We start from the raw sequence: 20490 nt of genomic DNA, 5'->3' as shown, positions 1-20490 counted from the left end.
CGTGCGTATCGTCCTCGGTGTCGGTGGCGGCATCGCCGCCTACAAGGCAGCCCTGCTGCTGCGCCTGTTCACCGAGGGCGGTCACGAGGTGACGGTCGTGCCGACCGACGCGGCGCTGCGCTTCGTCGGGGCACCGACTTGGGAGGCCCTGTCGGGTCGACCCGTCCAGACCGACGTCTGGAGCAACATCACCGACGTCCCGCACGTGCGCATCGGCCAGGAGGCCGACCTCGTCGTCGTCGCCCCGACGACGGCCGACCTCCTCGCCAAGGCCGCGCACGGGCTCGCCGGTGACCTGCTGACCAATGTGCTGCTCACCGCGCGCTGCCCCGTGGTGCTCGCCCCGGCCATGCACACCGAGATGTGGGAGCACGCCGCGACCCGCGCCAACGTCGCGACCCTGCGCGAGCGCGGGGTCACCGTCGTCGAGCCCGACTCCGGCCGGCTGACCGGAGCCGATACCGGCCCGGGCCGCCTGCCCGAGCCCGAGGCGATCCACGCGGCCGCGATGGCCGTGGTCGCTGGCGACGCCGGGGGAGCAGGCGGCACGCAGCCCGGCCACGTGCGTGACCTCGAGGGGCGTCGGGTGCTCGTCAGCACCGGCGGCACCCGTGAGCCGCTCGACCCGGTGCGCTACCTGGGCAACAGGTCCTCAGGCAAGCAGGGTCTGGCCCTGGCCGAGGCCGCGGCCGCCCGAGGGGCGCAGGTGACGCTCGTCGCGGCCAACCTCGCCCTGCCGGTTCCCGAGGGCATCACCGTCGTGCCGGTCCAGACGGCACTGGAGCTGCAGGCCGAGATCTCCGGCCGCGCGGGCGAGCACGACGTCGTCGTCATGGTGGCGGCGGTGGCCGACTTCCGGCCGGCGGAGTACACCGAGAGCAAGATCAAGAAGACGCACGACCCGGCCGACCCCGACGCGGCCCCGACGATCCGGCTCGTGCGCAACCCCGACATCCTCGCCGGGCTCGTCGCCGACCGCGGTGCGGCGAGCGCCCCGGTCATCGTCGGCTTCGCCGCCGAGACCGGCGACGCGACCGGCTCCGTGCTCGACCTCGGGCGGGCCAAGCTCGCGCGCAAGGGCTGCGACCTGCTCGTCGTCAACGAGGTCGGCACCGACAAGACCTTCGGCGCCGACGAGACGAGCGTGCACGTGCTGACCCGGGGCAGCGACGACGTCGTCGACATCGGACCGGCGAGCAAGTCGGTCGTCTCGCACGGCATCTGGGACGTCGTCGGGGGATCGGCGCTCATCCGCTGACCCCGGGTGCTTAGACTGGCCCGGCCCGTACCGGGCGGTCACGACGGCCGTCCACCCACGACCTTGGGAGTCTTGCGTGTCCGGACGTCTCTTCACCTCGGAGTCGGTGACCGAGGGTCACCCCGACAAGATCTGCGACCAGATCTCCGACTCGATCCTCGACGCGATGCTCGAGCAGGACCCCCGCAGTCGGGTGGCCGTCGAGACGATGGTCACGACCGGGCTGGTGCACATCGCCGGTGAGGTCTCGACCGAGTCCTACGTCGAGATCCCGCAGCTGGTGCGCAAGGTCATCGCCGAGGGCGTCGGCTACGACTCGTCCGACAAGGGCTTCGACGGCCGCTCGTGCGGCGTCTCGGTGTCGATCGGCGCGCAGAGCCCCGACATCGCGCAGGGCGTCGACACCGCCTACGAAAACCGGACCGGGGGCATCGACCCCAAGGACAAGCAGGGGGCCGGCGACCAGGGTCTGATGTTCGGCTACGCCTGCGAGGACACGCCCGAGCTCATGCCGCTGCCGATCTTCCTGGCGCACCGGCTCTCCCAGCGCCTCACCGAGGTGCGCAAGTCGGGCGAGCTGGAGTACCTGCGCCCGGACGGCAAGACCCAGGTGACCATCGACTACGACGGTGACCGGGCCGTGCGCCTCGACACCGTCGTGCTGTCGACGCAGCACTCCGCCGAGATCGACCACGAGCGCCAGCTCCCAGCCGACATCAAGGCGCACGTCTTCGAGCCGGTCATGACCGCGCTCAAGGACTCCGGTGTCGAGCTCGACACCTCCGACTACCGCACGCTGATCAACCCCACCGGCAAGTTCGTCATCGGCGGGCCCATGGGCGACGCCGGCCTGACCGGCCGCAAGATCATCGTCGACACCTACGGCGGCATGGCCCGTCACGGTGGCGGCGCCTTCTCCGGCAAGGACCCGTCGAAGGTCGACCGCTCGGCCGCCTACGCCATGCGTTGGGTCGCCAAGAACGTCGTCGCGGCCGGGCTCGCCGGTCGCTGCGAGGTCCAGGTCGCCTACGCGATCGGCGCGGCGCAGCCGGTCGGCCTCTACATCGAGACCTTCGGGACCGAGCAGGTCCCGGTCAACAAGATCCAGGCCGCGGTCAGCTCCGTCTTCGACCTGCGCCCGCTGGCGATCGTCGAGGAGCTCGACCTGCTCCGCCCGATCTACGCCCCGACGGCGGCCTACGGCCACTTCGGCCGCACCGAGGCCGCCGGCTACGACAATCCCTTCCCGTGGGAGCAGACGACCAAGGTCGAGGCCCTGCAGGCCGCGGTCCGCTGACCCACGCTCGCTGACCGGGTGGGGCGTCGCTGACACCCCACCCGGTTACGTTTGTCCCCGTGCGCGTCGCCCAGGTCCTCGTCGACTCGGGGCTGGTCCATCTCGACCGGCCCTTCGAGTACCTCGTGCCCGAGGAGCTCGACGAGGCCGCCCAGCCGGGCGTGCGGGTCAAGGCCCGCTTCGCGGGGCGTGACCTCGCCGGCTACGTCGTCGAGCGCAGCGACGTCGCCGAGCACACCGGGCGACTGGCGCCGATCCGCACCGTCGTCTCGTCGGAGCAGGTGCTCACGCCGCAGGTCCTCGAGCTGGCGCGCCGGGTCTCCCGGCACCAGGCCGGCACCGTGATGGACGTGCTGCGGCTGGCGATCCCGCCGCGGCACGCCCGGGCGGAGAAGGCACTGCCCGTCGAGCCGCCGGCGCTGGCCGACGGCGAGTCCGACGAGCCGGCCGCGGACCAGCAGGTCGAAGGGGAGGACCCCCCTTCGCCTGTACCAGCGCCCGAGGTGTGGGCCGGCTACCGAGCCGGTGCCGCGTGGTGGTCCCGGGTCGCGGCAGGGGAGTCGCCCCGCGCAGCCTGGCTGGCCGGGCCCTCGCGCCCGGCCGCGAGCGACTGGCCGCGCGCCCTCGCCGAGGCGGCGCGGGCCGCGCTGCTCTCGGGCCGGGGCAGCGTCGTCGTCGTGCCCGACCAGCGCGACGTGGCGCGTGTCGACGCCGCCCTGACCGAGGTGCTCGGCCGGGACCAGCACGTGCGGCTGACGGCCGACCAGGGGCCGCAGGCCCGCTACACCGCGTGGCTCAAGGTGCTGCGCGGCCACGTCCGGGTCGTCGTCGGCACGCGCGCCGCGGCCTACGCGCCCGTGCGCAATCTCGGGCTCGTCGCCTGGTGGGACGACGGCGACGACCTCCACGAGGAGCCCCGCGCGCCCTACGCCCACGTGCGAGAGGTCCTGATGACGCGGGCCGACGTCGAGGACAGCGCCCTGCTCGTCGGCGGCCTGGCCATGTCGACAGACGTCGCCGCGCTCGTCGACGCCGGTCGGGTCCATCTCGTCGGCGGCTCGACCTCCCGACGCGAGGCGCCACGCGTCCTCGTGGCCGGTGAGGGGGTCGACGAGGAGCGCGACGGGCCCGGCGCCCGTGCCCACATCCCCTCCTCTGCTCACCGGGCCGCGTCGGCGGCGCTGCAGCAGGGGCCGGTCCTGCTGCAGGTGCCGCGGCGGGGCTACCTGCCCGCGATGTCCTGCGCCACCTGCCGGGCGCCGGCCCGGTGCCCTGAGTGCCGGGGGCCGCTCGCCCTGCCGGCGCCCGACCAGGCGCCCCGCTGCGGCTGGTGCGGCAAGAGCCCGCGCGGCTTCGAGTGCCCGCACTGCGACGGCACCCGGCTGCGCGCCGGGATCATCGGTGCGCGGCGCACGGCCGAGGAGATCGGGCGCTCCTTCCCGGGCACGCGCGTCATCACCTCCGGGGCAGGCGAGGTCCACGAGGAGGTCGGGAGCCAGCCGGCCATCGTCGTCTCGACCCCGGGGGCCGAGCCGGTCGCCGAGGGTGGCTACGCCGCCGTGCTGCTGCTCGACGCGTGGGCGAGCCTGGACCGGCCGGACCTGCGGGCGGCCGAGGAGGCGGTGCGGCGCTGGGTCCTGGCGGCGGGGCTGGCCAGACCGTGGAGCGACGGGGGAGTGGTCGTCCTCTGCGGAGCGCCCTCGCACGTGACGATTCCCGCGGTCGAGGCGCTCGTGCGCTGGGACCCCCAGTGGTTTGCGGCGCGCGAGCTCGCCGAGCGGGCCGAGCTGTCACTGCCGCCCACGACGTGGACCGCCGAGGTGGTCGCCGACCGCAGGCGCGTCGAGCCGATCGAGCACGCGGTGCGGGCAGCCGCGCCCGACGCCCAGCTGCTCGGACCGCTGCCCGTCACGGGCTCGCAGGACAAGCGCCGACTCGTCGTCACGGCTCCCTTCGGCGACGGGCCGCTCGTCGCCGCCGCGCTCAAGGACGTGCGGGCAGGGGAGAGCGCCCGCAAGGCCGCGGACCTCACCTCGGTCAAGGTCGGGCACCTCACCGTCGGGTGACCTGGGGGCACCGGCGGTGCCCGCGGGGCATCTAGACTGCGCCGGGTGCGACTGATCTTTGCCGGGACCCCCGAGGTCGCCGTCCCCTCCCTTCGTGCCCTGCTCGACTCCGACCACGAGGTCGTCGCCGTCGTCACCCGACCCGATGCCCGGGTCGGGCGCGGCCGTCGGCTCGAGCCCTCGCCGGTCAAGGCCGCCGCCCTGGAGGCCGGGCTCGAGGTGCTCACGCCGACGCGGCCGACGGACGAGGACTTCGTCGCCCGGCTCACCGAGCTCGCGCCCGACTGCTGTCCGGTCGTCGCCTACGGCGCCCTGCTGCCCGCCGAGGTCCTCGACATCCCGACCCACGGCTGGGTCAACCTGCACTTCTCGCTGCTGCCCGCCTGGCGCGGCGCGGCACCCGCGCAGCGGGCGCTCATCGCCGGCGACGAGATCACCGGCGCGAGCACCTTCCTCATCGAGACCGGGCTCGACACCGGGCCCGTCTTCGGGACGGTGACCGAGCGGATCCGACCCGATGACACCTCCGGGACGCTGCTCGACCGGCTCGCCGACGCCGGCGCGCCGCTGCTCGCCGCGACGATGGACGGCATCGCTTCGGGCGCCCTCGAGCCGCAGCCCCAGCCGGGCGAGGGTGTCAGCCACGCCGCGAAGCTCACCGTCGACGACGCCCGGATCGACTTCACCCACCCGGCCCTGGCCGTCGACCGGCTCGTGCGCGGGTGCACGCCGGCACCGGGTGCCTGGACGACCTTCCGCGGCGAGCGGCTCAAGGTCGGGCCCGTGGCGATCACCCACGAGCAGCTGCCCGCCGGCGTCGTCGACGCCCGCAAGCGGGAGGTGCTCGTCGGCACGGCGGACCGCGCCGTGCGCCTGGGCGAGGTCACCCCCCTCGGCAAGAAGCCCATGCCGGCCGCCGACTGGGCCCGAGGCGTGCGCATCGACGCCGACGAGCGGCTCGGGGAGGAGACGGCATGAGCGACCAGCGACGTCAGGGCGGCGGCGGTGCGGGCGGGTCCCGGGGCGGTCACCGTGGTCCACGCCAGAAGTCACGCACGGCACCCTCGGCCCGCTCCCGTCAGGGCGACCTGCCGCGCAGCACCGCACTGCGGGTGCTGCGGGCGGTCTCGCACGAGGGCGCCTACGCCAACCTCGAGCTGCCCAAGGCGCTGCGCCGGGCGCGGCTCAGCGGCCGGGACGCCGGCTTCGCCACCGAGCTGACCTACGGGACCCTGCGGATGCAGGGCCTCTACGACGCGATCATCGCCGAGGCCGCCCAGCGCCCGGTCTCGAAGCTCGACGGGGGAGTCCTCGACGTGCTGCGCATGGGCGTCCACCAGGTGCTCGGCATGAGAGTGCCCGAGCACGCCGCCGCCGACCAGTCCGTCGCGCTCGCCCGCTCCGTCGCGGGGCAGGGCGCTGCCGGTCTCGTCAACGCCGTGATGCGCCGCATCGGAGAGCGCTCGCGCGAGGAGTGGCTCGAGGCGGTCGTGCCCACCGAGCCCGTCGTCGAGCGCCTCTCCGTCGCGCAGTCCCACCCCGTGTGGGTCGTCAAGGCGCTGCGGCAGGCCCTCATCGGTCACGGGGTGGCGACCGCGGAGTCCGCGGACACGGTGCTCGAGGACCTGCTGGCCGCCCACAACGTGCCCGCCGACGTCACCCTCGTCGCCCGCCCCGGGCTCGCCACGGTCGACGAGCTGCTCGCCGCCGGTGCGCAGCCCGGGCGGTGGTCCCCCTTCGCCGTGGAGCTCGAGTCCGGTGCCCCTGGAGACCTCGAGGCCGTCCGCGACAGCCGCGCCGCCGTCCAGGACGAAGGGAGCCAGCTGCTCGCCCTCGCGCTCGCCGCCGCGCCGGTCACCCCCCGCAGCGACGGTGCGCCCGAGCGGTGGCTCGACCTGTGCGCCGGCCCCGGAGGCAAGGCGGGCCTCCTCGCCGCCCTCGCGCTGCAGCAGGACGCCGACCTCGTGGCCAACGAGGTGAGCGAGCACCGCACCGATCTCGTCCGGCAGAGCCTGCGCCCCGCGCTCACCGCGGCCGGTGAGGCCGGCCGCGAGATCGTCGTGCGCACCGGCGATGGTCGCGAGGCGGGGCAGGAGGAGCCCGAGGCCTACGACCGGGTCCTCGTCGACGCACCGTGCACCGGGCTGGGGGCGCTGCGCCGCCGGCCCGAGGCCCGCTGGCGCCGTCAGCCCGGCGACCTCGTCGGCCTCGGTCCGCTGCAGCGCGAGCTGCTCGCCTCGGCCATCGACGCGACCCGCCCCGGTGGGGTCATCGCCTACGCCACGTGCAGCCCGCACCTGTCGGAGACGACCTTCGTCGTGCGCGACGTGCTCAAGAAGCGCGACGACGTCGAGGCGATCGACGCCCGGGAGCTGCTCGCGGGCGCCGCCGTCGACGAGCTGACCGGGCTCGGTGAGGGGCCGCACGCCCAGCTGTGGCCGCACCTGCACGGCACCGACGGCATGTTCCTCGCACTCCTGCGGAAGAAGGGCTGAACCGATGCGCGTCATCGTCACCGGGCTGCACGTCACCGACACCCACCGCGCCTACGACTTCTACACCGAGGTGCTCGGCTTCCGCGACGTGCTCGTCGTGCCCGACAAGGAGCTCTACATCCTCGGGCCGAGCACCGGCTGGGAGCAGGGCTGCCAGATCAACCTCGAGCCGATCCCCGACGAGCTCACCCGGCGCTACTGCGAGCACCAGCTGCGCGAGGGGCTGACCGCGCTCATGCTCGGCGTGCCCGATGCCGAGACGGAGTACCGCCGGCTCAAGGAGCTCGGGGGCCTCGTCTTCCGCGAGGAGCTGACCAAGGACGCCATCGGTCTGCACTTCCAGGTCGAGGACACCGTCGGCAACATCCTGTCGATCCACACCGCCTGATCGCCCGTCGACCCGAACCCGCCTCTCCCGCAAGGACTCCCGTGCAGATCTCCCCGAGCATCCTCTCCGCCGACTTCGCCAACCTCGAGTCCGAGCTTCGCGCGATCGCCAACGCCGACTGGGTGCACGTCGACGTCATGGACGCGCACTTCGTGCCCAACCTCACGCTCGGCCTCCCGATCGTCGAGTCCCTGCTCAAGGTCAGCCCGATCCCGATCGACTGCCACCTGATGATCGAGGACCCCGACCGCTGGGCACCGCCCTACGCCGAGGCGGGCGCCCAGAGCGTCACCTTCCACATCGAGGCCGCTTCCGACCCGGTGACCCTCGCGCGCGACATCCGGGCCCAGGGCGCCCGGGCGTCGATGGCGATCAAGCCGGGGACCCCCTTCGCGCCCTACGAGGAGCTGCTGCCCGAGCTCGACATGGTGCTCGTCATGACGGTCGAGCCCGGCTTCGGCGGGCAGTCCTTCATGGCCGACCAGATGCCCAAGGTCCAGCAGGTGCGCGAGGCCGTGAAGCGGCATGGCGGAGACATCTGGGTCCAGGTCGACGGCGGCGTCTCCGCCAGGACCATCGAGCAGTGCGCCGAGGCGGGCGCCGACGTCTTCGTCGCCGGGTCGGCCGTCTACGGGGCCGAGTCAGCCGCGGCGGCCGTGGACGAGCTGCGCGAGCTGGCCCGGGGCCACCGGCACTGAGTCGGGCTCGTGGCCCGGATCACGGGACCACCGAATTGCCGAGCGGGACCTCCCTTCGGACAATGGCCGTGCACGTGCCACGTGACGCGGTGAAACTCCGCACCGGCGGTGAGAGCCCGCGACCCGACTGCTGAGGCAGGCGGTGAACTCCGGTCAAGAACCCCGGGGCCGACGGTGACAGTCCGGACGAGAGCGGCACGCGCGGATCGGATCACGCATGTCCATCATCGAATGGATCTACTCGGCCGGGGTCGACATCGCCGGCTACCGGCTCTCCCTCATGGAGGTCATCGGGATCGGCTTCGGGCTGGCCTCGGCGGTCGGCGGGATGCTCCGCAAGGTCTGGGCCTGGCCCATCGGCATCGTCGGCAATGTCATCCTCTTCTTCGTCTACATCGGCATCACGCTGGGCGTCGACGACAAGGCGCCGCTCTTCGGCCAGTCGGCCCGGCAGATCTTCTTCATCATCACCTCGCTCTACGGCTGGTGGCGCTGGCGCCAGGTCAAGCTCGCCGACCACAGCGGGGACGCCCACGCGATCACCCCGCGGTGGGCGACCTGGGGGGAGCGGGCCGGGCTGGCCCTCACCATGGTGCTCGGCATCGCCGTCGCCCAGCAGGTCTTCACGATGCTCGGCGCCGGCTGGCCCGCCCCGCGCTGGTACCACGTCGCGGACGCCTGGATCTTCATGGGCTCGCTCCTCGCGACCTATGCGATGGCGCGCGGGTGGAACGAGTTCTGGCTCATCTGGATCGGGGTCGACCTCGTCGGCGTGCCGCTGCTGTGGACGAGCGGCTACATCCCCACGGCCGTCCTCTACGCCTTCTACGCCGCGTTCGTCCTCTACGGCTTCGTCGTGTGGCTGCGCGCCTCGCGCAGCGAGCGTCCGGACGGTGAGCCCGTGGACGGGCGCGCACCGGTCGCCAACTAGTCTGGGGCCCCGTGAAGACCTTCGAGACCCTCTTCGACGAACTCTCCCGCAAGGCCGCCGAGCGGCCCGAGGGCTCGGGCACCGTGGCCCAGCTCGACGCGGGGACCCATGCCATCGGCAAGAAGGTCGTCGAGGAGGCCGCCGAGGTGTGGATGGCCGCCGAGTACCAGAGCAAGGAGGAGCTGGCCGAGGAGATCAGCCAGCTGCTCTACCACCTGCAGGTCCTCATGATCGACGGTGGGCTCACCGTCGAGGACGTCTACACCCACCTCTGAGAGGACTCCCGTGCGCATCGCCGTACCCAACAAGGGCTCCCTGTCCGAGCCGACCGTCGAGATGCTCCGCGAGGCGGGCTACCGGGTCCGCCGCGACAGCAAGGAGCTGATCGTCGCGGACCAGGACAATGACGTCGAGTTCTTCTACCTGCGTCCCCGGGACGTGGCCCTCTACGTCGGCAAGGGTCAGGTCGACGCCGGCATCACCGGCCGTGACCTGCTCCTGGACTCCGGCTCCACCGCGACCGAGGTCATGGGCCTGGGCTTCGGCGGCTCGACCTTCCGCTTCGCCGGCCGGCCCGGCGAGGCGAGCAGCGCGGCCGACCTCGACGGTCGTCGTGTGGCCACCTCCTACGCCGGCCTCGTGCGCTCCCACCTCGAGGCGAAGGGGGTGACCGCCGACGTCGTGCGTCTCGACGGCGCCGTCGAGACGGCCATCACCCTCGGCGTCGCCGACGCGATCGCCGACGTCGTCGAGACCGGCACGACCCTGCGCCAGCAGGGGCTGGAGGTCTTCGGCGAGCCGATCCTGCGCAGCGAGGCCGTGCTCATCCGCCGGGCCGACGCGAGCGAAGGGGGGATCGACGTCCTCCACCGTCGTCTCACCGGCGTCGTCACCGCCCGCGAGTACGTCCTGCTCGACTACGACTGCCCGGCGGCCATCGTCGAGCAGGCGGTGCAGCTGACGCCCGGCCTGGAGTCGCCCACGGTGAGCACGCTGCACGACGAGACCTGGTGCGCGGTGCGCTCGATGGTGCCGCGCGGACGCACCAACCGGATCATGGACGAGCTCTACGACCTCGGCGCCCGGGCCATCCTCGTCACCGAGATCACGGCGTGCCGACTGTGACCGCCCCGGACCGTGCCACCGCAGCCGTCTTCCGCCCGACGCGGGGACGCTGGGTCTCGACGGTCCTCGGCGTGGCGACGCTTGTCGGTTCGGTGCTGCTCGCCCTGGGCCTGCCCGAGCGCTTCGGGATCATGGACCAGCTGACCTGCATCGGCATCGGGGCCGGCGTCGCCGTCCTCATGTCGCGCTACGCGACGATCCACGCCCGGCCCACGGCCGAGGGGCTCTACGTCCGCAACCTCGGGCCCGGGGAGCTCGTCCCGTGGGAGCAGATCACCGCGGTGCGCTTCTCCCAGGGGATGCCGTGGCCGCGGATCGATCTCGCCGACGGGCTCGACATGGCCGTCATGGCGATCCAGCGCTCCGACGGCCCGGTCTCGGTCGACGAGGCCCAGCGCCTGGCGGACCTCATCGGTCGCTGACCCGCGGTCACCTCGGCCGGCGGTCAGGTCGGCCCGACCGACTCCAGGACCAGGTGGGCCCGCGAACGGGTGCCGTCGGTCCCGAAGACCCTCTCCTCCTGCGCGGCCCACATCTCCCAGTAGGCCTCGAAGATCGCGCCGTCCCGGGCGATGGCGCGGGCCCGACGCAGGTCGGCCGGGCCGTCGAGCCACACGCGCGTGCCGGCGAAGTCCGCCGCCTCGCCGACCGTGCTGCCGCAGCCCTCGACGACGAGACGGTCGGTCACGGCGAGCGGGATGCGAGGACCGGGGCGGTCGGCGAGCCAGTCCCAGGTGGGCACGATCGGCTGCTCGCCCCGCGAGAGGGGCCGTAGGACGTGCTCGACGAGCAGGTCGGTGGCGGCGGCCAGCCCGGACCACCCGGGGTAGATCGAGTCCATCGACACGAGCGGCGCGCCCCAGGCGCTCGTCACCTCACGGGCGAGCGAGGTCTTGCCCGACCCGCTGCGCCCGTCGATCGCGACGACGTGGACCCGGCCGCACGAGGGCGGTGCCGTGGCGGCGTGGTCGAGGACCTGGCGAAGGGCGGACACCGCACGGAGCGTAGCCGCCCACCGGGCCCACCACGTGACCGGCGGCGGTGCCCCCTTCGCGCTGCTGGGTAGGCTGCCCGCGTGTCCCTCGCCGTACGTGTCATCCCCTGTCTCGACGTCGACGCCGGCCGCGTCGTCAAGGGCGTCAACTTCGAGAACCTGCGCGACGCGGGTGACCCCGTCGAGCTGGCCCGCCGCTACGGCCGGGAGGGCGCCGACGAGCTGACCTTCCTCGACGTCACCGCGAGCAGCTCCGACCGGGCGACGACCTACGACGTCGTCACCCGCACGGCCGAGGAGGTCTTCATCCCGCTGACCGTCGGTGGTGGCGTGCGCACGGTCGACGACGTCGACCGGCTGCTGCGGTGCGGCGCCGACAAGGTGGGCGTCAACACCGCCGCGATCAACCGCCCCGAGCTGATCAGCGAGGTCGCCGAGCGCTTCGGGGCCCAGGTGCTCGTGCTGTCGGCCGACGTGCGCCGCCGCACCCGCGAGGACGGCTGCGCCGCAGGCGGGTTCGAGGTGACGACCCACGGTGGTCGCACCCGCACGGGTATCGACGCGATCGAGTGGTGCGCCCGGGCGGCGGAGCTCGGGGCGGGGGAGATTCTGCTCAACTCGATGGACGCCGACGGGACCAAGGTGGGCTTCGACCTCGAGCTGATCCGGGCCGTGCGCGCCGAGGTGGGCATCCCGGTCATCGCCAGTGGGGGAGCGGGCGCCCCCGAGCACATGCCGCCGGCCGTCGACGCCGGCGCCGACGCGGTGCTGGCGGCGAGCATCTTCCACTTCGGCGAGGTGAGCATCGGGCAGGCCAAGGACGCGCTGGCGGCGGCCGGCCACCCGGTGCGGCGTGGTCGCGCCGACTGACGGAGGGGCTCAGACCTCGTAGCGCCCGGTGCGCACGACCTCGACCGCCTCGGGAGGCCCGATGAGCTCGACCTCGGCGACCGCCTGCCGCCCGAAGCCGAAGAGCAGGATCTCGCCGGGGCGTCCGTGGATCTCGACGACCGGGCCGGCGCCCGACCCGATGCGGGTCCGCCGCTTGGCGGTGACCAGGGCGAGGTCGACCCCCTTCGCGCTGCGGAAGAGCATCCGGGCCATGACGTTGAGGCGGTCACCGAGGGCCGAGGTCATCTCGCTGCTGATCGTGCGTCGCGGCGCACCCAGCTGGGCCCGTAGGACGTCCTCGTGGTGGATGAACATCTCGACGAGGTTCATCTGCTCGTCGACGAGGGGCACGCGAGCCGGGTGCAGCTTCGGTGGCCCCTGCCGCAGCCGCTCCACCAGGTCGCCGAAGTCGTGCTCCGCGAGGAGGCGCGTCATGGCGCTCTCGGTCCGGCCGGCCAAGGGCGCGACGAAGATGCCCGCCGCCAGGTCGGGCCGGCCCTCACGGACGATGAGGTGGGCGAGCAGCTCGGCGCTGGTCCAGCTGCCGCACAGCGTGGGCACGTCGGGACCGACCTCGAGGAGGGTGTCGCACAGGGCGCCGCGCTCGGCGTGGGCGTAGCGGGTCATGTGGGTCTCCTCGGCGGGCGGGTTCGTGCTGCTGACGTGGCAGGGTAACCCCGGGCAGACGCACGGCGCGATGCGAGCGGGTGCCAGAATGCGGGGGTGCCCACCCCGACGACCTCACCCCTGCCCGCCGACCTCGCCGCACGCCTTCGCCGGGACCCGGCCGGTCTCGTCGCGGCCATCGTCCAGCAGCACGACACCCGCGAGGTGCTCATGCTCGGCTGGATGGACGACGAGGCGCTGCACCGCACCCTGACGAGCGGGCGGGTGACCTTCTGGTCGCGCAGCCGTGAGGAGTACTGGCGCAAGGGCGACACCTCGGGCCACGTCCAGCACGTGCGCTCGGTGGCCCTCGACTGCGACGGTGACGCCCTGCTCGTGCAGGTCGACCAGGTGGGCGCGGCGTGCCACACGGGCGAGCGCACGTGCTTCGACGCCGGTGACCTCGGCGCGACGGTGGGGGAGATCGCGTGAGCGCACCCCGCACCCACGTGCCCGACCTCACTCCGGGCCGCACCTGGCCCGAGCTCGACACCTTCACCGTCCTGGCCCGTGACCGGCGGATCGTGCCGGTCGTGCGTCGGCTCGTCGCCGACGGCGAGACCCCGGTCGGCGTCTACCGCAAGCTGGCGGGGGACGCGCCCGGCACCTTCCTGCTCGAGTCGGCGGAGCACGGCGGGGTGTGGTCGCGCTGGTCGATCATCGGCGCCCAGAGCCGCGGGACCCTCACCGAGCGTGACGGGCAGGCCCACTGGATCGGCGAGCCGCCGGTCGGCGTCCCGACGGACGGGGACCCGACCGCCGCCCTGCGGGCGACCCTCGAGGCGCTGGCGACCGACCCGGTCGAGGGCCTGCCGCCCCTCACCGGGGGCATGGTCGGGGCGATCACCTACGACGCCGTGCGACGGTGGGAGCGGGTGCCGAGCGAGCTGCCCGACGTCCTCGGCGTCCCCGAGCTCGGCATGGTCCTGGCCACCGACGTGGCGGTGCTCGACCACAGCGACGGATCGCTCCTCCTGGTGGCCAATGCCATCAACTACGACGACACCGACGAGCGGGTCGAGGAGGCGTGGCAGGACGCCGTCGACCGTCTCGACGCGATGACCGAGCGTCTCGCGGCCCCGGCGCCCAGCACGGTCGCCACCGTCGACCCCGACGTGGCGGCGCAGGCGCGCACCGAGGTCGAGAGCGACGTCACCGTCGAGCGCTTCGAGGAGATCGTCGAGGAGGCCAAGGAGGACATCCGCGCCGGCGAGGTCTTCCAGGTGGTGCTGTCGCAGCGCTTCTCCACGCCGTGCCCGGTCGACGCGCTCGAGGTCTACCGCGCCCTGCGTCGGTCCAACCCCAGTCCTTACATGTACTTCGTGCGGCTGCCGCACCCCGATGGCTCCGTCTACGAGGTCGTCGGCTCCTCGCCCGAGGCCCTCGTCAAGGTCTCGGGTCGGCGGGCCATCACCCACCCGATCGCCGGCACCCGCCCCCGTGGCAAGAACCCCGAGCACGACCTGCTGCTCGAGGAGGACCTCGTCGGCGACCCCAAGGAGCGGGCCGAGCACCTCATGCTCGTCGACCTCGGCCGCAACGACCTGCAGCGGGTGTGCGATGCGGGCACCGTCGACTGCGTCGAGTTCATGACGCTGCGGCGCTACAGCCACGTCATCCACCTCGAGTCGACCGTCGTCGGCGACATGGCGAAGGGGGTCAACGCCTTCGACGTGCTCGTCGCCACCTTCCCCGCCGGCACCCTCTCGGGCGCCCCCAAGCCGCGTGCCCTCCAGCTCATCGAGCACTACGAGCGCAGCCGTCGCGGGGTCTACGGCGGGGTGGTCGGCTACCTCGACTTCCACGGCGACATGGACATGGCGATCGCGATCCGCACGGCCTTGGTCAAGGACGGCACGGCGCACGTGCAGGCTGGTGCCGGCATCGTGGCCGACTCGGTGGCGCGCCTCGAGCAGGAGGAGACGGTCCACAAGGCGGGCGCCGCGCTCGCGGCGGTGGCCGCAGCCCGGGCTGGGCGACCCGTGGGAGGCGCCTCGTGAGCCTCCTTACGCGCAAGCCGGTCGTCGTCCTGCTGGCGGTCGCCGCGGGCATCGTCCTGCTCGCCGCCGGCCGGGCCGACTGGATCACCGGCACGGTCGACGGCGTCGCCGGTCCGGTCCGCAGCAGCGCGGTGGGCACCGAGGCTGCCCCCGGGCTCGCGGGGCTGGCCCTCGTCGCGATGGCGGCGTCGATCGCCGCGACGACCTCGGGACGCATCGCCCGCTGGATCTGCCTCGCCGTGCTGGGCCTGGTCTCCGCCGGCGTCATCGCCCTGTCGCTGCGGGCGGTGCTCGACGCACCCGCCGTGCTCGGCTCGGTGGCCGCCACGCACTCGGGCGGGACCGGGGCGCTCGAGGCCGAGGGGTCGGCCACGGCCTGGCCGTGGGTCGCGGTCGTGGCCGCGGTGCTCCTCGCCGTCTCGTGCGTCGGGGGCATCGTCGGCGGGCGGCGGTGGGGCGGTCTCGGGCGCAAGTACGAGCGGCCCGGCACCGATCCCGACAGCGGTCAGGTGAGCGGCGCCCGTGGTGAGCGGGTCGGGTCCGACTGGGACCGGGTCACCCTCGGGGACGACCCGAGCGTCGACTAGCCTGTCGGCATGCCCAGCGTCCTCGACCAGATCATCGACGGCGTCCGTGAGGACCTGGCGGGGCGAGAGGCCCAGACGCCTCTCGAGCGTCTCCAGCGCCAGTGCGACGGACAGCCCGCACCCCGCGACGCCGAGGCGATCCTGCGTCGGCCCGGTCTCGGCGTCATCGCCGAGGTCAAGCGGTCCAGCCCGAGCAAGGGTGCCCTGTCCGACATCCCCGACCCCTCGGCGCTCGCCAGCGCCTACGCCGAGGGCGGCGCGTCGGCGATCTCGGTCCTCACCGAGGAGCGCCGCTTCGACGGCAGCCTCGCCGACCTCGACGCCGTGCGCGCGGCGGTCGATCTGCCGGTGCTGCGCAAGGACTTCATGGTCAGCGAGTACCAGATCTGGGAGGCGCGGGCCCACGGGGCCGACATCATCCTGCTCATCGTCGCCGCCCTCGACGACCGTCGGCTCGCCGACCTGCTCGCCCTGACCGGGTCGCTCGGCATGACGGCGCTCGTCGAGGTCCACGACGAGGCCGAGGCCACCCGCGCGGTCGACCTCGGCGCCACGGTCATCGGCGTCAACAACCGCAACCTCAAGACGCTCGACGTCGACACCGACACCTTTGCCCGACTCGCCCCGCTCATCCCCCCTTCGTGCGTCCGGATCGCCGAGTCCGGCGTCCGCGGGCCCGACGAGGCCGCGCTCTTCGCCCGGGCCGGAGCCGACGCGATCCTCGTCGGCGAGGCGCTCGTCATCGGCGGAGACCCCGCGGGTGGGGTGCGCTCGATGATCGCGGCGGGCCTGCAGTGACGACCGGAGGACCAGTGAACGACCAGACCACCCCCGAGCCCGTGCCCGGCCGCTTCGGCCGCTTCGGCCGCTTCGGCGGGCGCTACGTGCCCGAGGCGCTCATCCCGGCGCTCGAGGAGCTCGACGAGGCCCGGCAGAAGGCACTCGTCGACCCCGACTTCGTCGACGAGCTGGCCCGGCTGCACCGCACCTACACGGGCCGGCCGAGCATCATCACCGAGGTGCCCCGCTTCGCCGAGCACGCCGGTGGCGCCCGCATCGTCCTCAAGCGCGAGGACCTCAACCACACGGGCAGCCACAAGATCAACAACGTCCTGGCCCAGGCGCTGCTCACCCAGCGCATGGGCAAGCGGCGGGTCATCGCCGAGACCGGCGCCGGCCAGCACGGCGTCGCCACCGCGACGGCAGCGGCCCTCATGGGCCTGGAGTGCACCGTCTACATGGGCAAGGTCGACACCGAGCGCCAGGCCCTCAACGTCGCGCGCATGCGCATCCTCGGTGCCGAGGTCGTCGCCGTCGAGCACGGCAGCGCCACGCTCAAGGACGCGATCAACGAGGCCATGCGCGACTGGGTGACCAACGTCGAGCACACGCACTACGTCCTCGGCACGGTCACCGGCCCGCACCCCTTCCCCGAGATGGTCCGCGACTTCCACAAGATCATCGGTGAGGAGGCCCGCGAGCAGGTCCTCGAGCTCACCGGCCGCCTGCCCGACGCGGTCATCGCCTGCGTCGGCGGCGGGTCCAATGCCATGGGCATCTTCCACCGCTTCGTCGGTGACGAGGGGGTCCGCCTCATCGGCGTCGAGGCCGGGGGAGAGGGCATCGAGTCCGGCCGGCACGCGGCGCGCTTCGCCACGGCCGAGCCCGGCGTCCTCCACGGAGCGATGAGCTACCTCATGCAGGACGACGAGGGGCAGACGCTCGAGACGCACTCGATCTCCGCCGGTCTCGACTACCCGAGCGTGGGGCCCGAGCACTCGCACCTGCGCGACTCCGGGCGGGCCGAGTACCGCTACGCGACCGACGAGCAGGTGATGCACGCCTTCCGGCTGCTGTGCCGCACCGAGGGGATCATCCCGGCACTGGAGTCCTCGCACGCCCTGGCGACGGCGCTCGAGATCGGGCAGGAGCTCGGCCCCGACGGCCTGCTCCTCGTCAACCTCTCCGGTCGCGGGGACAAGGACATGCACACCGCCGCCGAGTACTTCGGCTACGTCGACGGGTCGGAGGAGCAGGCGTGAGCGCCCTGGACGAGGTCTTCGCCCGCTGCCGGGCCGAGGGGCGCGCGGCGCTCATCGGTTACCTGCCCGTCGGCTTCCCCGACGTCGAGGGATCGATCGCCGCGGTGCGGGCCCTCGCCGAGGCCGGTGCCGACATCGTCGAGGTCGGGATGCCCTACAGCGACCCGGTCATGGACGGTCCCGTCATCCAGCGAGCCGCGACCGAGGCGCTGGCCCAGGGGGTGCACGTCGACGACGTCTTCCGGGCCACCGCCGCGGTGCGTGACGCGGGCGCGGTGCCCGTCGTCATGTCCTACTGGAACCTCGTCCTGCGCCGCGGGGTCGACCGCTACGCGGCCGACCTCGCCGCCGCCGGTGGAGCCGGCATCATCACGCCCGACCTCATCCCCGAGGAGGCCGGGGAGTGGACCGAGGCGAGTGAGCGCCACGGCCTCGACCGGATCTTCCTCGTCGCCCCCAGCTCGACCCCCGAGCGCATCGCGACCGTCACGGCGGCCTGCAGCGGCTTCGTCTACACCGCGTCGACGATGGGTGTGACCGGCACCCGCGGCAGCGTGGGCAGCAGCGCCCCGCAGCTCGTCGCCCGGGTCCGTGAGGCGACCGACCTCCCGCTGTGCGTCGGGCTCGGCGTGAGCAACGGTGCCCAGGCGGCCGAGGTCGCCACCTTCGCCGACGGCGTCATCGTCGGCAGCGCGCTCGTGGCGACGCTGCTCGACCGGGGCCGCGAGGAGGGGCTGGCGGCCCTGCGCGACCTGACGGCCGAGCTCGCCGAGGGCGTGCGGGGCCGGGCGTGAGCGCTGCCGCGCTCCGAGACCACACCGGGCTCCTCGCCCGCCTCGTCCTCGGGGTCGTGCTCGTCGTCGCCGGTGCGCTCAAGATCGGCAACCCGCTCGGCGCGGCCCGGGCCGTGCAGGCCTACGACGTCCTCCCCTTCGAGGTGGCGCGCTGGGTCGGCTACGCCCTGCCGTGGCTCGAGATCGTCGTCGGGGTGCTGCTCGTCCTCGGGCTCTTCACCAGGGTGTCCGCAGCCATCGGGACCCTGCTCATGCTCGCCTTCGTCGTGGGCATCGCCCAGGCGTGGGCCCGCGGGCTGACCATCGACTGCGGCTGCTTCGGAGGCGGCGGTCAGGTGTCTCCCGAGGAGACGAAGTACGGTCGCGAGATCGTCCGCGACCTGGCGCTCGCCGTGTGCGGCACCTGGCTGGTCGCCCGGCCCGGTTCGACCTGGAGCCTCGATCGGCTCCTCTTCGGTGACAAGGAGAGCGTGTGAACGCCAACGATCGCAAGGCCAAGGCCAAGGCCCAGGCGGCCGTCCGCCGGAGCGGGGGTGGTGCCAACGTCATCCTCGTGGCCGGCATCGTCATCGTCCTCGCGATGGCCCTGATCATCGGCGGCGTCATCTGGGCAAGCCGCGACGACGGGGGGAGCGCGGGTGGCTCCACCCAGCTCCCCGACGGAGTGACCAAGGGCGAGCCCATCGAGCCCTTCGCCGCGGCGAAGCCGGCCAAAGACGCCCCGGTCGTCGACGTCTACGAGGACTTCCGGTGCCCGATCTGCCAGGTCTTCGAGCAGAAGATGGGTGGGTCGATCAACGAGCTCGCCCAGGACGGCAGGATCAGGCTGCGCGTCCACCTCAAGACGGTCATCGACACCAACACCGGTGGCAACTCGTCCGCCGTCGCCGGGTCGACCGCGGTGTGCGCCGCCGACCAGGGCCGGTGGGAGGAGTGCCACTCCGCGCTCTTCGCGCTGCAGCCGGCGCAGGAGACCCGAGACGGCTTCCCCTACGGGTCCTGCACCGAGGCCGCGGAGGAGGCCGGGCTCTCCGGTGAATCCCTCGCCTCGTGGGAGGACTGCGTCAACAAGGACACCTACGTCGACTACGTCAAGAGCGTCGACGACCAGACGGTCAAGGACGGCATCACCGGCACGCCGGCGATCTCCGTCGGCGGGACCAAGCTCAACTGGGGAGCGCTCATCGACGAGAAGACCGGCCGGGCCGACACCGAGCGCCTCGAGCAGGTGCTCACCAGCGGCACGGTGCCCCGGGACCTGAGGGTCACCCGATGAGTCCGGCAGCCCTCCCTTCGCCCACCGTCGGGGTCCTCGAGCTCGGACCGCTGACGATCCACGCCTACGCCCTGTGCATCCTCGCCGGCATCGCTGCTGCCATCTGGATCGGCGACCGCCGCCTGCGTGACCGCGGTGGCGAGCCGGGCGTCGTGCTCGACGTGGCCATGTGGGCGGTGCCCTTCGGCATCGTCGGCGGCCGGATCTACCACGTCATCACCACCCCCCAGCCCTACTTCGGCGAGGGCGGCCACCCGATCGACGCCCTGAAGATCTGGGAGGGCGGGCTCGGCATCTGGGGTGCCGTCGCGCTCGGCGCCGTCGGCGCCTGGATCGGCTGTCGCCAGCTCCGGGTGTCATTTCTCACCTTCGCCGACGCCGTCGTGCCCGGGATCCTCGTGGCGCAGGCCATCGGGCGGTGGGGCAACTGGTTCAACAACGAGATCTACGGTCCGGCCACGGACCTGCCCTGGGGGCTGGAGATCCACCGTTGGGACGGCGCCACGGGGCGGGCCGCGGTCGACGCGGCTGGTGACCCCGTCGTCCTCGGGACCTTCCACCCGACCTTCCTCTACGAGTCGCTCTTCCTGCTCGTCCTCGCGGTCGCGCTCCTCGTGCTCGACCGGCGGCTGCGGCTGGCGCCGGGGCAGGTCATGGCCCTCTACATCGCGGGCTACCCCGTGGGGCGCTTCTTCATCGAGCTGCTGCGCACCGACGCCGCGAACACGATCCTGGGACTGCGCGTCAACATCTGGACGAGCCTCGCCGTCTTTGTCCTCGGTGTGGTTCTGTACATCGTCCTCGGCCGACGCGCACGCTCGGGCGAGGAGAAAAACATCTCAGACAGTGAGACGGTGCCTCTCAGTAGGTAAGACAGGCGCTGTTACACTTCCACTCACCGTGGCCGTCGACGTCCGCGGATGCCCCCCTGAAACAGGTACCCCGTCGACCCGGCCCCGGTGTCACGGGTACCTGTCCGAAC

General features: G+C 73.1%; 23 protein-coding genes and 1 riboswitch. Of the genes, 21 read left to right on the top strand and 2 right to left on the bottom strand.

What is annotated here, in order from left to right:
• The first annotated feature begins 1 nt into the window (after position 1).
• The 11 genes from coaBC (at position 2) to NYE39_RS03730 (ending at position 10680) form a co-directional block, all read left to right on the top strand.
• Complete coding sequence (gene coaBC, locus NYE39_RS03780) at positions 2 to 1258, top strand: bifunctional phosphopantothenoylcysteine decarboxylase/phosphopantothenate--cysteine ligase CoaBC (protein ID WP_341011883.1); 1257 nt, start codon at positions 2 to 4, stop codon at positions 1256 to 1258.
• A gap of 76 nt (positions 1259 to 1334) precedes the next feature.
• Entirely contained in the window at positions 1335 to 2555 is a 1221-nt protein-coding gene (gene metK / locus NYE39_RS03775) for a methionine adenosyltransferase (protein WP_341011882.1), read from the top strand.
• Positions 2556 to 2614: 59 nt separating this feature from the next.
• Entirely contained in the window at positions 2615 to 4621 is a 2007-nt protein-coding gene (locus tag NYE39_RS03770) for a primosomal protein N' family DNA-binding protein (protein WP_072624749.1), read from the top strand.
• A 45-nt stretch (positions 4622 to 4666) separates the two neighbouring features.
• Positions 4667 to 5599: a methionyl-tRNA formyltransferase gene (gene fmt, locus NYE39_RS03765; protein WP_341011881.1), complete on the top strand. Its 933-nt coding sequence runs from the start codon at positions 4667 to 4669 to the stop codon at positions 5597 to 5599.
• Positions 5596 to 7116 carry an RsmB/NOP family class I SAM-dependent RNA methyltransferase gene (locus NYE39_RS03760; RefSeq protein ID WP_341011880.1) on the top strand — a complete coding sequence of 507 codons (1521 nt, stop codon included), beginning with the start codon at positions 5596 to 5598 and terminating at the stop codon, positions 7114 to 7116. The genes fmt and NYE39_RS03760 overlap by 4 nt, the downstream gene beginning before the upstream one ends.
• Before the next feature lie 4 nt (positions 7117 to 7120).
• Entirely contained in the window at positions 7121 to 7504 is a 384-nt protein-coding gene (locus NYE39_RS03755; RefSeq protein WP_341011879.1) for a VOC family protein, read from the top strand.
• 41 nt (positions 7505 to 7545) lie between these two features.
• Entirely contained in the window at positions 7546 to 8202 is a 657-nt protein-coding gene (gene rpe, locus NYE39_RS03750) for a ribulose-phosphate 3-epimerase (protein ID WP_341011878.1), read from the top strand.
• A 71-nt stretch (positions 8203 to 8273) separates the two neighbouring features.
• A riboswitch (FMN riboswitch) is annotated at positions 8274 to 8404 on the top strand.
• A gap of 15 nt (positions 8405 to 8419) precedes the next feature.
• A complete protein-coding gene (locus tag NYE39_RS03745; protein WP_072624744.1) occupies positions 8420 to 9133 on the top strand; it encodes a nicotinamide mononucleotide transporter family protein in 714 nt (237 codons plus the stop codon).
• An 11-nt stretch (positions 9134 to 9144) separates the two neighbouring features.
• On the top strand, positions 9145 to 9408 hold the full coding sequence (locus NYE39_RS03740) for a phosphoribosyl-ATP diphosphatase (protein WP_072624743.1): 264 nt from the start codon (positions 9145 to 9147) through the stop codon (positions 9406 to 9408).
• A 10-nt stretch (positions 9409 to 9418) separates the two neighbouring features.
• Entirely contained in the window at positions 9419 to 10258 is an 840-nt protein-coding gene (gene hisG / locus NYE39_RS03735) for an ATP phosphoribosyltransferase (protein ID WP_072624742.1), read from the top strand.
• Positions 10246 to 10680: a PH domain-containing protein gene (locus NYE39_RS03730; RefSeq protein ID WP_341011877.1), complete on the top strand. Its 435-nt coding sequence runs from the start codon at positions 10246 to 10248 to the stop codon at positions 10678 to 10680. The genes hisG and NYE39_RS03730 overlap by 13 nt, the downstream gene beginning before the upstream one ends.
• Before the next feature lie 23 nt (positions 10681 to 10703).
• On the opposite strand, the gene NYE39_RS03725 is transcribed toward NYE39_RS03730, so the two are convergent.
• Positions 10704 to 11252, bottom strand: a complete 549-nt coding sequence (locus NYE39_RS03725; protein ID WP_341011876.1) for a hypothetical protein — start codon at positions 11250 to 11252, stop codon at positions 10704 to 10706.
• Positions 11253 to 11333: 81 nt separating this feature from the next.
• On the opposite strand from NYE39_RS03725, the gene hisF reads away from it, so the two are divergent.
• Positions 11334 to 12122, top strand: a complete 789-nt coding sequence (hisF, locus tag NYE39_RS03720) for an imidazole glycerol phosphate synthase subunit HisF (RefSeq protein ID WP_072624739.1) — start codon at positions 11334 to 11336, stop codon at positions 12120 to 12122.
• Between the two features lie 9 nt (positions 12123 to 12131).
• Here the strand turns inward: hisF and NYE39_RS03715 are convergent, their stop codons facing one another.
• Entirely contained in the window at positions 12132 to 12770 is a 639-nt protein-coding gene (locus NYE39_RS03715; protein WP_341011875.1) for a TIGR03085 family metal-binding protein, read from the bottom strand.
• 96 nt (positions 12771 to 12866) lie between these two features.
• On the opposite strand from NYE39_RS03715, the gene hisI reads away from it, so the two are divergent.
• Genes hisI through lgt form a run of 9 tightly spaced genes read left to right on the top strand, consistent with a single transcriptional unit; the run spans position 12867 to position 20380 of the window.
• A complete protein-coding gene (gene hisI / locus NYE39_RS03710) occupies positions 12867 to 13241 on the top strand; it encodes a phosphoribosyl-AMP cyclohydrolase (RefSeq protein WP_341011874.1) in 375 nt (124 codons plus the stop codon).
• Positions 13238 to 14809 (top strand): anthranilate synthase component I, encoded by a 1572-nt coding sequence (locus tag NYE39_RS03705; protein ID WP_341011873.1) that lies wholly within the window; start codon positions 13238 to 13240, stop codon positions 14807 to 14809. The genes hisI and NYE39_RS03705 overlap by 4 nt, the downstream gene beginning before the upstream one ends.
• Positions 14806 to 15396, top strand: coding sequence for a Trp biosynthesis-associated membrane protein (locus NYE39_RS03700; protein WP_084451734.1), 591 nt, complete (start codon positions 14806 to 14808; stop codon positions 15394 to 15396). Before NYE39_RS03705 ends, NYE39_RS03700 begins: the two co-directional genes overlap by 4 nt.
• 9 nt (positions 15397 to 15405) lie before the next feature.
• Positions 15406 to 16194: an indole-3-glycerol phosphate synthase TrpC gene (gene trpC / locus NYE39_RS03695; RefSeq protein ID WP_341011872.1), complete on the top strand. Its 789-nt coding sequence runs from the start codon at positions 15406 to 15408 to the stop codon at positions 16192 to 16194.
• 14 nt (positions 16195 to 16208) lie between these two features.
• A complete protein-coding gene (trpB, locus tag NYE39_RS03690; RefSeq protein WP_341011871.1) occupies positions 16209 to 17438 on the top strand; it encodes a tryptophan synthase subunit beta in 1230 nt (409 codons plus the stop codon).
• Complete coding sequence (gene trpA / locus NYE39_RS03685) at positions 17435 to 18232, top strand: tryptophan synthase subunit alpha (protein WP_084451731.1); 798 nt, start codon at positions 17435 to 17437, stop codon at positions 18230 to 18232. The genes trpB and trpA overlap by 4 nt, the downstream gene beginning before the upstream one ends.
• Positions 18229 to 18708, top strand: coding sequence for a MauE/DoxX family redox-associated membrane protein (locus NYE39_RS03680; RefSeq protein ID WP_341011870.1), 480 nt, complete (start codon positions 18229 to 18231; stop codon positions 18706 to 18708). The genes trpA and NYE39_RS03680 overlap by 4 nt, the downstream gene beginning before the upstream one ends.
• The gene (locus NYE39_RS03675; RefSeq protein WP_341011869.1) at positions 18705 to 19508 is read left to right on the top strand and encodes a DsbA family protein; all 804 of its coding nucleotides are present in this window, start codon (positions 18705 to 18707) and stop codon (positions 19506 to 19508) included. The genes NYE39_RS03680 and NYE39_RS03675 overlap by 4 nt, the downstream gene beginning before the upstream one ends.
• Positions 19505 to 20380 carry a prolipoprotein diacylglyceryl transferase gene (gene lgt / locus NYE39_RS03670; protein WP_341011868.1) on the top strand — a complete coding sequence of 292 codons (876 nt, stop codon included), beginning with the start codon at positions 19505 to 19507 and terminating at the stop codon, positions 20378 to 20380. Before NYE39_RS03675 ends, lgt begins: the two co-directional genes overlap by 4 nt.
• Positions 20381 to 20490: the final 110 nt, after the last annotated feature.

This window comes from Janibacter sp. FSL W8-0316 (assembly GCF_038004165.1).
GTDB classification, from domain to species: Bacteria; Actinomycetota; Actinomycetes; order Actinomycetales; family Dermatophilaceae; genus Janibacter; species Janibacter indicus.
This window is presented reverse-complemented; position numbering and strand designations above follow the sequence as displayed.

Coding starts and splice junctions, on each gene's coding strand:
- NYE39_RS03760 (WP_341011880.1), top strand. CDS start 5,596: ATGAGCGACCAGCGACGTCAGGGCGGCGGCGGTGCGGGCGGGTCCCGG.
- NYE39_RS03755 (WP_341011879.1), top strand. CDS start 7,121: ATGCGCGTCATCGTCACCGGGCTGCACGTCACCGACACCCACCGCGCC.
- NYE39_RS03745 (WP_072624744.1), top strand. CDS start 8,420: ATGTCCATCATCGAATGGATCTACTCGGCCGGGGTCGACATCGCCGGC.
- NYE39_RS03715 (WP_341011875.1), bottom strand. CDS start 12,770: ATGACCCGCTACGCCCACGCCGAGCGCGGCGCCCTGTGCGACACCCTC.
- trpC (WP_341011872.1), top strand. CDS start 15,406: ATGCCCAGCGTCCTCGACCAGATCATCGACGGCGTCCGTGAGGACCTG.
- lgt (WP_341011868.1), top strand. CDS start 19,505: ATGAGTCCGGCAGCCCTCCCTTCGCCCACCGTCGGGGTCCTCGAGCTC.